This window comes from Leucobacter chromiiresistens, from assembly GCF_001477055.1.
Classification (GTDB): Bacteria; Actinomycetota; Actinomycetes; order Actinomycetales; family Microbacteriaceae; genus Leucobacter; species Leucobacter chromiiresistens_A.
Window position 1 is genome coordinate 1 of record NZ_LDRK01000052.1, and the last position, 12,588, is coordinate 12,588.

At 71.4% G+C, this 12,588-nt stretch carries 13 protein-coding genes; 6 read left to right on the forward strand and 7 right to left on the reverse strand.

Translation table 11 applies throughout. From position 1 onward, the window contains the following. Positions 1-524 (forward strand): flavin reductase family protein (locus NS354_RS08595; protein ID WP_058594120.1); only part of this gene is annotated, 524 nt, incomplete at its 5' end. On the opposite strand, the gene NS354_RS08600 is transcribed toward NS354_RS08595, so the two are convergent. From NS354_RS08600 to NS354_RS08625, 6 genes are all read right to left on the reverse strand, one after another. Next, entirely contained in the window at positions 473-1,330 is an 858-nt protein-coding gene (locus NS354_RS08600) for a hypothetical protein (RefSeq protein WP_058594121.1), read from the reverse strand. The two genes, NS354_RS08595 and NS354_RS08600, sit on opposite strands and share 52 nt — an antisense overlap. Beyond that, positions 1,327-2,079 carry a hypothetical protein gene (locus tag NS354_RS08605; RefSeq protein WP_153002160.1) on the reverse strand — a complete coding sequence of 251 codons (753 nt, stop codon included), beginning with the start codon at positions 2,077-2,079 and terminating at the stop codon, positions 1,327-1,329. Before NS354_RS08605 ends, NS354_RS08600 begins: the two co-directional genes overlap by 4 nt. A 95-nt stretch (positions 2,080-2,174) precedes the next feature. Beyond that, a complete protein-coding gene (locus NS354_RS08610) occupies positions 2,175-3,398 on the reverse strand; it encodes a hypothetical protein (protein ID WP_058594123.1) in 1,224 nt (407 codons plus the stop codon). Next, complete coding sequence (locus NS354_RS08615) at positions 3,395-3,688, reverse strand: hypothetical protein (protein WP_058594124.1); 294 nt, start codon at positions 3,686-3,688, stop codon at positions 3,395-3,397. The genes NS354_RS08610 and NS354_RS08615 overlap by 4 nt, the downstream gene beginning before the upstream one ends. Next, entirely contained in the window at positions 3,685-4,035 is a 351-nt protein-coding gene (locus tag NS354_RS08620; protein WP_058594125.1) for an SAV_915 family protein, read from the reverse strand. The genes NS354_RS08615 and NS354_RS08620 overlap by 4 nt, the downstream gene beginning before the upstream one ends. 234 nt (positions 4,036-4,269) lie before the next feature. Further along, a complete protein-coding gene (locus NS354_RS08625) occupies positions 4,270-4,893 on the reverse strand; it encodes a TetR/AcrR family transcriptional regulator (protein ID WP_058594126.1) in 624 nt (207 codons plus the stop codon). A gap of 202 nt (positions 4,894-5,095) precedes the next feature. On the opposite strand from NS354_RS08625, the gene NS354_RS08630 reads away from it, so the two are divergent. The 5 genes from NS354_RS08630 (at position 5,096) to NS354_RS08650 (ending at position 10,636) form a co-directional block, all read left to right on the forward strand. Beyond that, positions 5,096-6,316 carry an MFS transporter gene (locus NS354_RS08630; protein WP_058594127.1) on the forward strand — a complete coding sequence of 407 codons (1,221 nt, stop codon included), beginning with the start codon at positions 5,096-5,098 and terminating at the stop codon, positions 6,314-6,316. Positions 6,317-6,411: 95 nt separating this feature from the next. Then, complete coding sequence (locus NS354_RS08635) at positions 6,412-8,055, forward strand: amidohydrolase (RefSeq protein ID WP_058594128.1); 1,644 nt, start codon at positions 6,412-6,414, stop codon at positions 8,053-8,055. A 46-nt stretch (positions 8,056-8,101) separates the two neighbouring features. Next, positions 8,102-8,590: an Lrp/AsnC family transcriptional regulator gene (locus NS354_RS08640; RefSeq protein WP_058594129.1), complete on the forward strand. Its 489-nt coding sequence runs from the start codon at positions 8,102-8,104 to the stop codon at positions 8,588-8,590. Positions 8,591-8,651: 61 nt separating this feature from the next. After that, positions 8,652-9,518, forward strand: coding sequence for an alpha/beta fold hydrolase (locus NS354_RS08645; RefSeq protein ID WP_058594130.1), 867 nt, complete (start codon positions 8,652-8,654; stop codon positions 9,516-9,518). 68 nt (positions 9,519-9,586) lie between these two features. Continuing rightward, positions 9,587-10,636, forward strand: a complete 1,050-nt coding sequence (locus tag NS354_RS08650) for a lipoate--protein ligase family protein (RefSeq protein WP_058594131.1) — start codon at positions 9,587-9,589, stop codon at positions 10,634-10,636. A gap of 150 nt (positions 10,637-10,786) precedes the next feature. Here NS354_RS08650 and NS354_RS13155 read toward each other — a convergent pair. Then, positions 10,787-12,588, reverse strand: a 1,802-nt coding sequence (locus NS354_RS13155; protein ID WP_082677986.1) for a histidine kinase, incomplete at its 5' end; no start/stop codon positions are given.

The window sequence follows — 12,588 nt, forward strand, 5'->3', positions numbered from 1 at the left end:
CCGCCGCGCAGCCGGCGGCGTTCGATCAGCGCCAATTCCGCGACGCGATGGGCGGGTTCGCCTCGGGCATCACCATCATCACGACGCACGGACCCGATGGGCCGGTCGGATTCACCTGCCAGTCGTTCACGAGCATCTCCGTCGACCCGCCGCTCATCTCGTTCTCGATCTCCCGCACCTCGAAGAGCCTCGCCGCCCTGCGCGCGCACGGTCGGGTCGTCGTGAACTTCCTGAGCGCACCGCAGCAGGCGCTCAGCGGCCAGTTTGCGCGCTCCGGAACCGACAAGTGGGCCGGCGTGACGTGGCGCCCGTCCGAGGTCAACGGCGCGCCGACGCTCGACGACGTGACCGGCTGGGTCGCCGGCGAGATCGTGCAGGAGGTCGAGGCGGGCGACCACCTCATCCTCCTCGTCGCAGTCGCCGGGATCTCGACCGACCGGCGGCGCCCACCGCTGCTCTTCTTCCGCGGGGCCTACCGCGAGCTCGCGTCGCCACCCGACGAAGGGGTCGTCGGCGCGCGCTGAACCAGCTCGAGTGCCGTGCGGGGATCATCCAGCGCCCCTCGGTGCTCGGGGTGCCGGCGGTAGAACTCGATGATCTGCTGCACGCTGCGCACGTCGGAGTCGAAGGCCGCGCTCGAGGCGGTGAACACCTCCCAGTCCGTCGCGAGCATGAGAAAGGCGCCCGCAGAGGAGAGCTTCGTCGCAGCGACGACGGGCGCGGTGACCGATCTGAGCTCCTCCCACGGCACCTCCGTGAGACGGCTTCCCTCGGCCTGCGCGCTGATGCGCGTCGGCGTCAGCGTGACCCCCCTGGTCGTGATCGCGTACGCGATCGTCCTGATCGCGAGGTCGATCCCGGCGGGGAGGCACGCGACGCAGAGCGCGACACACGTCGATTCCCAACCCCAGAGCCATACCGCAGGAGGCCGAGACCAGATCAGCATGCCCAGCGCGCACGCGCCCAGGCCGATGAGACCGAGCGCTGCTGCCGCCAGCAACCACGTCGTCGAGGCGACGGGAGTGCGGATCGTCAGGCCTCCCGAACGCCGCTCGTAACCCACCACTCCGTGGTCGGGGTCCGTACGCCATCGGGGCCGCAGCACTGCGACGAGTGCGAGCACGCAGAAGTAGACGATCGACAGGTTGACCACGTGCTCCCAGACATCGCCTGGCCACGGCACGAAATCGTCGAGCACCTCCACGCGATACCACAGCGTCAGCGCGATCACCGCCCCCAGGCCCAGTGCGTAGACCGATCGCAGGAAGGCGCGGAGCGGAGACGCTGGCAGGCGCTCGCCGACCGACAGGCGGAATCGGTCGACGGTCATGCGGCAGCCTCCGCTCCGCGCCACCCGGACAGCATCGCGTTCCGCACCAGTTCCAGCGCCGCGCGTGGATCCTGCAGCGCGTTTCGGTGCTCGGGGTGCTGACGGAAGAACTCGATCACGCTCGTCACACCGTGCGGGTCGGAGTCGAACGCCATCGAGCTGGCGGTGAACGCGGCTCGGGCGGTCTCGATCCTCACCGAGGTGTAGGCCGGAAGCCTCCTCGTCGCCGCCGTGCGGACCGCCGACACCGCGCTGACGGCGCCCCAGTCCGTCTCCTCCAAATGACCGCCTTCGGTGCGCCCGCTGATGCCGGTCGGTGCGAGCGTGATGCCCGGGGATCGAAAGGCGAACCGGCACACGTGCCGAGCGATGTAGAGGCTCACTGGAAGGAACAGCGAAGTCGTCACCATCCCCGACCACCAGGAGCGGCGGAGCTCCGCACCGACGGAGATGGCCCAGCACAGCGCCACGACCGAGCAGGCACCGAAGACGACGTTCGAGACCACGAACAACGAGCCGATGATCGTCTTCCTCACGCGCGGGGTGCGGATGACGAGGTTCTGGGCATCTCGCACGTAGCTCACCACTCCTTGCGGGTAGATCGCTCCGTTCCATCCGAAGTACGTCAGTATGAGGCCGATGATGCACGCGCTGACCGCCCACCACATCAAGGAGCCGAACCACAGGGCCTCCGGCCGCGGCGGGCCCGCAAGCACCCCCGCGCCCAGGAGGAATGCGAATTCCCCCACCAGCATCATCAGCAGGACGCGCAAGGAGTCGGCGGAGACACGGCGCTTTCGAGGAGGGAGCGCGGGGGCGATCGGCAGCCGACACCGCTCGACGCTCATGGCACGCCTCCCGGTGCGTCGTCTCGCAACACCTGCCGCACCAGCCGATACTGCCCCGTGAATCTGCCCCGCAGCCCCTCGTCGAGGGCGTCTCGCACCTTGAGCGGCAGCGCCGCCTCCCAAGCGCCCTGCGCCAGACCGCTCCCGGCGGCGCCCCCGAAGAGCGCCCCTGCAGTCCCGCCGAGGACACTTCCCGGTGCCGCGGCGGCGGGCATGAACAACGCCGTTTGTGCGCCCACCCAGGCGCCGACCTTTCCCCCGGCTCCTGCTCCAGCCAGAGCTCCGGCGAGCCCCGCCCCGACGGTGGAAGGCGGCTCGCCGTCCGCAAGTGCGACACCCGACTTCAGGAGATCCGAGATCGGCCCGGCGGCGCGCAACGCCTTCGCCGCCGGGTCGAGCCAGCTCGCGTGACGCGCAGCGCGTTCGGTCGCCGTACGGTTGGTCTGCTCCCTCGTCGCCTCGTACTCCTCAGCGAGGGACCGACGCGCCGGGTCACCCGATCGCGCATTGCGTCGGTGCTCGTCGTGTTCGCCCTGCAGCCGCGTCTGCTGGTCGCGGAAACTGCCGAGAATGGTTTTCGCGCTCTGGTCCGCGGCGGCGAGCAGCACTTCGGCGAGGGTGAAGCCGTTGAGCGCGAAGTAGTCGGTGAGCCCGCGAATCTTCTCGAACGTTTCGAGTTGCTCGACGAGCGGGTCGAAGTGCGTGTCGATCCACTCGAGCGTGTCGGCATTCCAGTCGTCGACCAAGCCGCGTATCTCCTCGAAGAGCAGTGCGGCACTCTCGTAGGCGCGTCGCGCGCTCGCCGCTTCGCGCTCGGCCGCGGGGGTGAGCGATCCCGTCGAAGCGACATCGAGCGGCGGCTCGGGGGGTGAGATGTACTCGGTGCCGTCCACCGCCATTCCCGCGGCCGCAGCCTCCTCAGCGTAGCCGGCGAAGTGCCCGCGCCCGCGTGTGAGGCGATCAGCGAAGGCTTCGAGCGTCTGGCGCACCCGTGCCAGGTATCCCGGGATCGCATCGAGCTCGATGGCGTGCACCGACGTCGCGGTCTGGAACGCCTCCATCGACTCGCCCTCCCAGCTGTACTGCACGTCGCTCTGCGTGCGCGTCAGACGGCTCACCATCTCATCGATGGCCGTTCCGAGCCGCCGGTCGAACCACTCCCCCATCTCGTACATCGCCGAGGCGTCGCCCGGAATGCGCAGATCGATGCGGTCGCTCACAGCAGCCCGTACCCCTCGAGCCCGGCGAAGACGTCGGCGGCGTCCTGATCCTCGTCGAGGAGCGCCTCGACGACCTCCGACGTCACCTGGCAGAGCGCCTCCTCGGCGACCATCGCGAGCTTGCCGAGGCGCACGACAGCCTCCGCGATGATCCCGATCTTCTCCGATGCGAGTCCTCCGTCGACCACTCCCGGAAAGGCGGCCAGGGCGGCATCCACGTCGTCGATGAACGAGCGGTACTTCGCGAGGAGGGCTTCGACGGCGTCTTGCTCGACGGAGATCTGCGTCATACCAGCCGACCGTTCTCGCTGAAGCCCACGGGAATCTCCGGGTCGAAGGCGACCAGATCGAACGGCTGCTCGGCCATGATCACTTCCAGATCGGCGAGGCGCACGAGCACCCACGGCTGGGCGTCTCCGCAGTGCACGAGCAGTCGGTCGAGCGCACTGTACGCGAGCAGCGCCCGGCGCCCCTCGCGGGTCGGCCGCACTTCGGCGATCCTGCCCGCGGCGCTCTCGCGCACCGGAACGTACAGCACGGGAGGAATGGGGTACCTGGCGGCCGAAGCGCGGTCGCGCTGCGCGGCGCGTTCCAGGCTCGCCAGCAGGCCGGGCTGCTTCGATTGCGCGGGATGCACGGGGACCTTTCGTCGACACTGCCCCCGTGACTCATGGTACACACTGTGACTGATCAGGCACAAATCGGCGCACGATCCGCCGACCTCCGCCCGAGCGCACGGGACGAGCGGCGCGCCCGACCGCGCCGTGCGAGCGAGGTCACTTCGGGAGCGTGTCGGTGGATTCTCCGGGCGCAACACACTCCTCAAGTGACCCCGCTGCATCGGCGGGGCCGAGGCGGCGCGGCGGCGGGGTTACGTCGGCGGGGTCGTCGCCGTCGCCACGCGCGCCGCGATACCGGCGAGCAGCAGATCGAGGCCGCGGTCGAAGAGGCGCCGATTGCGCTCGGCGCCCACCGGGTGGTCGGCGAGCAGCCCGCCGAGCACGTCGCCGGCGCTCGCCGGGTCGAGGATCGTGTCGGGTGAGAGCGTGTCGAGCGCCGCCCCGAACGTGAACGCGTCGATCACCTCGATCGTCGTCAGCAGCTCGCCCGCCGGGAGGCCGGCCTCGGCCAGGGCATCGGCCAGCGCGTTGTAGAAGCGCATCACATCGGGCTCGTCGATGACCGCGGTGACCATGTACTGCAGCACGCGCGGATGGCCGGCGTACATGCGCCACGTGCGCTCCACCTCGAGGCGGATCCGCTCCTCCCACCCCGACCCCTGCGGCACATCGGCGAGGTACTGCGGCACGAGCACTTCGCGCATCGCCCGGATCACGCCGTCGCGCCCGTCGACGTGATGATAGAGCGACGACACGCTCACCCCGAGCTCCCGTGCGAGCGGCACGAGCTGCAGCTCTCGCCCGGACTCGGCCAGCTCGATCGCCGCCCGCCCGATGATCTCGCGGCTCAGCCGTGCGGTCTTCGGTCGCGCCACCTCTGCCCCTCTCGCGTACTCGATCGGCGGATCCGATCAGCGGATCCGATCGACGGATCCGATCGACGGATCCGATCAGCGGATCGATCGTCACATCCGTTTGACAGATCCTCCCACACCGGGGGAACATGTATGCGGCTAAACCGAAACGAATTCGGTTACGCTGCACCACCCGGCGACGCAGCCGGAGAAACGAGTTCCCGTGTCACGCACGCAGATCGACGCCGATCCTCGGCTCCCACTGACCCTCCGCAACGGCAGCGCGACCTTCCTCATCGCGCTCGCCAGCCTCATGATGGCGAACCTCGCGCCGTTCATCATCACCGCGCTCGGAGCCCTCGGGTTCGACGCCGTCGCCTCCGGCAACATCCTCACCTGGGCCCTGCTCGCCTCGGCCGTCGTCGGCCTCGGCACCGGACGCATCGCCTCCGGCCGCCTGCGACGCCCGCTCGCCATCGTCGGCCTCGGCATCGCCGTCGTCGCGTTCGGCGCCGCGGCCCTTGTACCCGCGACCGCCATCGTCGTGACCGGCCTCATCGTCGGAGGTGCCGGCGTCGGCGCGGCGATCTCCACCTCCGGCGCCGCCATCGCCGCCCTGCGCAACCCCAACCGCATCTCGGCGACCAGCGGCCTCGTCAACCGTGCCCTCATCACCGTCATCCTCGCGGTCATCCCCCTCATCGGCATCACGCAGGGCAGCGTCTTCGGCACGCTCGCGCTGATCTCCCTCGTCGGGCTCGCGCTCGCCGCCTGGCTGCCCGACGCGCCCGAGCACGCCGCCCCCGTCGACGTCACCCAGAGCCTGCAGATCGCCGAGCCCCGCCGCATCACGCTCGCCGGCATCGCGATCCTCATCCTCTTCCCGATCTGGGGCACCAGCGAGGACGCGATCTGGACGATGGCCCCCGTGCTCGGCGACGTGCTCGGCATCGACGAGCAGTCGCTCGGATTCACGCTCAGCCTCTCCGCAGCGGGCGGAATCCTCGGCATGCTGATCGCCGCGGTGCTCGGCAACCGGTTCGGGCGCGCCTGGCCGCTGACCATCGCGCTCGTGATCGGCGGTGCGCTCAAGGTGTGGACCGGGCTCACCGCCGATCCGCTGACCTTCGCCGTGCTCATCATCGCCGTGAGCTCCATCTACGCCTTCGCATTCGCGCTCTTCATCGCGACGGCGGCGGGGCTCGACGCGCGCGGGCGCTGGTCGGGGCCCCTGCTCGGCGCCTACCTCGTCGGCTCCAGCTTCGCGCCGCTCATCGGCGGTGTGCTGATCGACGGGCTCGGCATCGCCCCGTTCACGCTCATCACCGGTATCGTCAGCTTCGCGGTGATCGTTCCGATGGTGTTCGTCGCCCGCGTCTCCACCGGGGCCGAGCGCGCGCTCGCCCGGGCCGCGGCCCGCGACGCCGCCACCGCGAACGCCTGAACGGCGCACCGCGCGAGCACCGAAGCACCCGCACCAGCACCAGCACCAGCACCCACCCCGTCACCCACCGCCTCAGCACCGAAAGCGAGCCCTCCATGTCGGCCCCCACCACCGTCTACCGCAACGCCGTCGTCTTCACCGGACCCGCGGAGACCGCCCCGCAGGAGAGCTTCGCCGTCGCGGGCGACCGCTTCATCGCCGTCGGCGACCTCGACGCGGTGCGGGCGGCGGCCGGCGCGGAGGCTCGTGAGATCGACCTCGCGGGAGCGTTCGTCACGCCCGGCATCACCGAGGGCCACGCCCACATGCTCATGCTCGGCGAGGCGCTCGGCAAGGTGCAGCTGCGCGACGCCGACTCGGTGGCCGAGGTGCAGCGCCGGCTCGCCGCGGCGCGCGAGGCGAACCCCGATGCGCAGCGGATCACGGGCGTGAGCTGGCGCTTCGACATCTTCGGCCCCGGCGAGCGGCCGACCGCCGCGATGCTCGACGCCGTCGTCTCCGACGTGCCCGTCGTGCTCGACGCGAACGATCTGCACTCCGTCTGGGTGAACACCGCGGCGCTGGAGGCGATGGGCATCACCCGCGACACCCCCGACCCCGTGGGCGGCGAGATCGTGCGCGACGCGAACGGCGACGCCACCGGGTTCCTCCTCGAGACCGCGGCGGTGAAGCACGCCTGGAGCTACCTGGAGTCGGTGGCGACGGACGAGGATCGCGACCGCTTCCTCGCGAACGCGTTCTCCGCCTACCTCGAGACCGGGGTCACCGGCGCGACCGAGATGTCGTTCGGGTACGCCGAGCTGTCGACGTACAGCCGCCTGCTCGACCGCGACGGCCGTCTGCCGTTCCCCGTGAACGCGCACTGGCTGCTCACGGCTTCGGGCGACCTCGACACCGACCTCGCCGAGATCGCCGAGGTGGCGCGCATCCGCGACGAGGTGGCCGCGAAGTACGGCGACCAGTGGCTGCGCATCTCGGGCGTCAAGTTCATCCTCGACGGCGTCATCGACGCGTGCACCGCCGCGATGCGCGCCCCGTACGCGAACGGCGCGCTCCCCGGCCCGATCTGGGAGCGCGAGTTCGCGCTGCCCGTCGCAGTCGCGGCCGACGCCGCGGGGCTGCAGTTCGCGCTGCACGCGATCGGCGACGAGGCGAGCACCATCGCGCTCGACATGGTCGCCGAAGCCGAGCGGGTCAACGGCCCCCGCCCCGAGCGGCGGGCGCGCGTCGAGCACCTCGAGTACGTCGCCGACGACACCATCGCCCGCATGGCCGAGCTCGGCGTCACGGCCTCGATGCAGCCCGTGCACTGCGATCCCGCCGTGCTCGACAACTGGCAGGCGGTGCTCGGCGACGAGCGCGCCGTGACCGGCTTCCCGTGGCACAAGTTCCGCGAGGCGGGGGTGCGGCTCGCGCTCGGCACCGACGCGCCGACGGCGCCCCACGAGGCGGCCGACAACCTCTTCATCGCACTGACCGCGCAGTCGGTGCTCGAGCGCGATCGCGCGCCCTACCAGCCGGAGCGCGTGTTCACCCCGCCGCAGGCGCTCGAGGCCTTCACCGTCGGCACGGCGTACGCGACCGGCCGCGACGACGAGCTCGGCAGCATTGCGCCGGGGTTCCGGGCGAGCTTCGTCGTGTGGGCGGCGAATCCCCTCGTGGAGAACCCGGAGCTGCTGCTCGGCGCCTCGGCCGTGCTCACCGTGGTCGACGGCGAGCCCGCGCCCGCTGCGCCGTGAGGGCGCCCCTAGACTGAATCCGCCATCGATCAGCCGAGGAGGCCTCATGACGGAGCGCGACCACGCGGCATCCCACCTCGATCTCGACGAGCTGGATCGCAAGCTCATCGCCGCCCTGCAGGTCGATGGCCGCACGCCGTTCAGCAGCCTGGCGCAGGATCTCGGGGTCTCCGCGTCGTCGGTGCGGTACCGCGTGCAGCGGCTGCAGGAGAGCGGGCTCTTCCAGATCGTCGGGATCGCGAACCCGCTGAACATCGGGTTCGACCGGCTCGCCCTGATCGGCATCAAGTGCGAGCCCGGCACCGCCCCGTCGGTGTGCGAGGCGCTCGCAGAGCTGCCCGAGACCAGCTACGTCGTGCTGACGAGCGGCGGATTCGACGTCATGGTCGAGGTGGTGTGCCGCGACATCGAGCACTACACCGACCTGATGTTCAGCACCCTGCAGCAGGTGCCCGGGGTCGCCTCGACCGAGTCGTTCTTCGTGCTGAAGGCGCACAAGCTCGCCTACGGCTGGGGCGTCGGCGACGGATCGTGACCCCCGCCCGCGTTCAGCGGCCTCCCTGGTGCCCGCCGCACCGAGACAGCAGAATGGGCAGATGAGCATCACGGAAGAGCGCGTCGAGTTCGACTTCGTCGACGCACACGGCGTCGAGATCCGCTGCTACGAATGGCGCGCCGCCGACGCGGTGGGCGTCGTGCAGATCTCCCACGGCATCGGCGAGCACGCCCTCCGGTACGACGCGTTCGCCCGGCACCTCGCCGCGATCGGCTTCACCGTCGTCGCCGACGACCATCGCGGGCACGGCGAGACCGGTCGCAGGCAGCACGACGGCGACCTCTCCCGCCTCGGCAGGCTCGGCACCGGCGGGCTGCTCGCCGCCGAGGCGGGAGTGCGGCAGCTCGCCGGTATCGCGCGCGAGCGCCACCCGGGGCTGCCGCTCGTCGTCTTCGCCCACTCGTGGGGGTCGCTCATGACGCAGCGCATCATGAACGAGCACCCGCGCACCTGGGACGCGGTGGTGCTCTCGGGGTCCGCGTTCCGCACCTTCCGCCACATGGAGAGCGGCAACCTCAACGCCCGGTGGGATGCGCCCGAGGCGAACGGGTTCGAGTGGTTGAGCCGCGACCCCGCGGTCTCCGAGGCCTTCGCGAACGATCCGCTGTGCTTCGAAGCCGACATCCTGCGCCTCTTCGGCGTCGCCGACGGTCTGCGGCTGTTCGGCAAGCCGGGCGCGGGCCTCGCGCCCGAGGTGCCGATCCTCATCGTCTCCGGATCCGACGACCCGCTGAGCCGCGGCGACGGCGTCCGCCTGCTCGCCGAGGCGTACCGCGCGAAGGGCGTGCGCGACGTGACCGTGAAGCTCTACCCCGGCGCACGCCACGAGATCCTGCAGGAGACCAACCGCGACGAGGTCTTCGCGGATGTCGCCACCTGGATCCAGGAGCGCGTCGCCAGCGACTGAATCGAGCGTTCGCAGGTGCGGAAACGGTGTGGAAACGCCGCGCTCGGGCGTACGCTGAAGATATGAGCATGCACGGCGAGTACAAGGTTCCTGGCGGCAAGCTGGTCGTCGTCGACTTCGAGGTCGTCGACGACCGCATCACCGACTTCCGCCTGTCGGGCGACTTCTTCCTGGAGCCCGACGACGCGCTCGCCTGCATCAACGAGGCCATCGAGGGGCACCACCCGAACGGCACGATCGAGGAGTTCGCGACGGCCATCCGGCAGGCGCTCCCCAGCGAGGTGCATCTGCTCGGATTCACGCCCGACTCGGTCGGCGTCGCGATCCGCCGCGCCGTGACGGGCGCCGCTCACTGGCGCGATTACGACTGGCAGATCGTGCACGAGCCGCCCATCGCCCCCGTGCTGAACGCCGCCCTCGACGAGGTGCTCACCGCAGCCGTCGGCGAGGGCCTGCGCGGGCCGACGCTGCGCATCTGGGAGTGGAACGCCCCCGCCGTCTTCATCGGCAGCTTCCAGTCGGTGAAGAACGAGGTCGACGAGGAGCAGGCGAAGGCGCGGCACGCGCAGATCGTGCGGCGCATCTCGGGCGGCGGGGCGATGTACATGGAGCCGGAGGCGTGCATCACCTACGCGCTGTACGTACCGGGCGAGCTCGTGCGGGGCATGAGCTTCGCCGACTCGTACGCGTACCTCGACGAGTGGGTGCTCGAGGCGCTGAAGTCGCTCGGCATCGACGCCGTGTACAAGCCGCTGAACGATATCACGAGCCCGCAGGGCAAGATCGGCGGAGCCGCCCAGAAGCGCCTCGGATCGGGCGCCGTGCTGCACCACGTCACCATGGCGTACGACATGGATGCGGGCGCCATGACGCAGGTGCTGCGCATCGGCCGGGAGAAGCTCTCCGACAAGGGCACCGCGAGCGCGGAGAAGCGCGTCGACCCGCTGCGCAGCCAGACCGGCCTGCCGCGGGAGGAGATCATCGAGCGCATGATCGAGGTCTTCAAGCGGCGGCACGGGGGCACCGACGGCGAGGTCACCGAGGGCGAGTGGGATGCTGCCGAGCGGCTCGTCGAGAAGAAGTTCCTGACCGAGGAGTGGATCCGCCGGGTGCCGTAGGCGGTGCGCCGTCGCGCCCGGCCCCTGTGCTCTCGGTGTCGGTGAGGGATTCGGCTTCGGTGAGGGATCCGGCTTCGGTGAGCCGAACATCCGCCGAAGCGTCGCACCCCGGCCGAATCTCTCACCGAAGCGGACCCCGACGCGGCCCGCTCACCCGAGCGGCAGGCGCGCCCGCACGGCGAAGCCCTCCGCGGTCGGGCCGAACGCGACCGAACCGCCGAGCGCCTCGACGCGCTCCCGCACCCCGGCGAGGCCGAGCCCCGAGCCGGGCGCGGCGTGCTGACCGCTCGTCGTCGCCGCGCCGTTCTCCACATCGATCTCGAGCGCACCGGCCGCGGCACGCACCGACACGGAGACCTCGGCGCCCGGCGCGTGGCGCATCGCGTTGCTGAGCGACTCCTGCACCACGCGGTACGCGGTCAGGCCGACCGCCGGGGCCAGCGCCGTTGCGTCGGGCACCCCCTCGACGACGAGCGCGATGCGCAGGCCGGAGCGGCGGGTCGCTGCGACGAGCGCCGGGATCTCGGCGATCGTCGGCTGCGGGGCGAGCGGGGCGCCGCCATCCTCATCGGCGGATCTCAGCAGCGTGAGCAGGCCGCGCATCTCGGCGAGAGCCTGCCGCGACGACCCCGCGATCGACGCGAACTCGCGCTCCGCATCGTCGCCGAGCTCGGGGAAGCGGTACTTCGCCGTGGTCGCCTGCACGCTGATCACCGACATGCTGTGCGCCACGACGTCGTGCAACTCGCGGGCGATGCGGTTGCGCTCCTCGAGCTCGCGCCGCTGCGCGCTCAGCCCCGCGCTCGTGCGCCGCTCCTCGCGCAGCGCCCCTCGATTCGCGAGCCACTGGCGCCCGAGCACTCCGCCGACGAGCACCGCGGCCGAGACCGATGCCGACACGATCAGGCTGGCCCCCGCGGCGCCGTCGACGCCGACGGCGAACGCGGCGAGCGCCACGGCCGCGTGCGGCCCTGCCCACGCCGCGGCGGCCCAGAGCCAGTGGCGGCGCAGCGCGACGATCAGCACGAGCACGGCCTGCACGAGCAGCGCCATGACCGGCCACGGCCACGGCCAGGCGGCATGCGTCGACGCGCTCACGAGCACGGTCGCGACCGCCGCCGCCGTCTGCACCGCGATGCCCACCGCGGCCCAGCGCACCACGAGCACCAGGGCGAGCGCCTGGGCTGCGGCGATGAGCATCGCGATCACGACGTGGACGCCGTAGAGCACCGCGAGCACGGGCCAGCCCACGGCGAGAGCGACGACCGCGGCGAACCCGGCCGCGATCCACGCCCAGTTCTCGGCCGACCACGAGACGGTGCGGCCTGCTGCGAGCCCGCTCGAGGAGGCTCGCGCCGACCCGCCCGCGGAGGCTCCCGCGAGCCCGGCCGCGGGCTCGCCTCCGGGGACTCCGCGCGCCCCGGCGGGAGCGGGAGCGACCCCGCTCGGCGCCTCCTGGCCGAGCGCGGCGGTGGTCACGAGCACGTCGAGCCGTGCGAGGCCGCGCAGCACTGCCGGCAGCAGCAGCAGGAACACGACGCCCGCCGCGAAGTTGCACACGGCCTCGACCGGGAAGGAGCGGGCGAATGTGCCGGGTTCGGCTCCCGTCCAGGCGTCGAGCACGAGCCCGGGCAGCGATTGCTCCGGCGGAGGCAGGAAGACGCCCCACGCCGGGTAGGTGGTGCCTCCGAGCGCGACCGCCGTCCAGGCGATCGCCAGCACGGCGTTCACGGTGCGGAGGGGGAACGCGATCAGCGTCTCGAACGCGAGGTCGGCCCAGCGGCGCGGTTCGGCGAGCACCAGCAGCTGCCCGCGCAGGCCCGGCGACGGGGGCGCGTAGTGCGCCGCGGGCAGGTCTGCGCCCCAGGCGCGCACCCGGGCGCGCGACAGCTGCGCGGCGGCCGACGCGGTGCGCAGCGTCAGCGGGAGCAGCAGGGCGCCGATCAGAACGA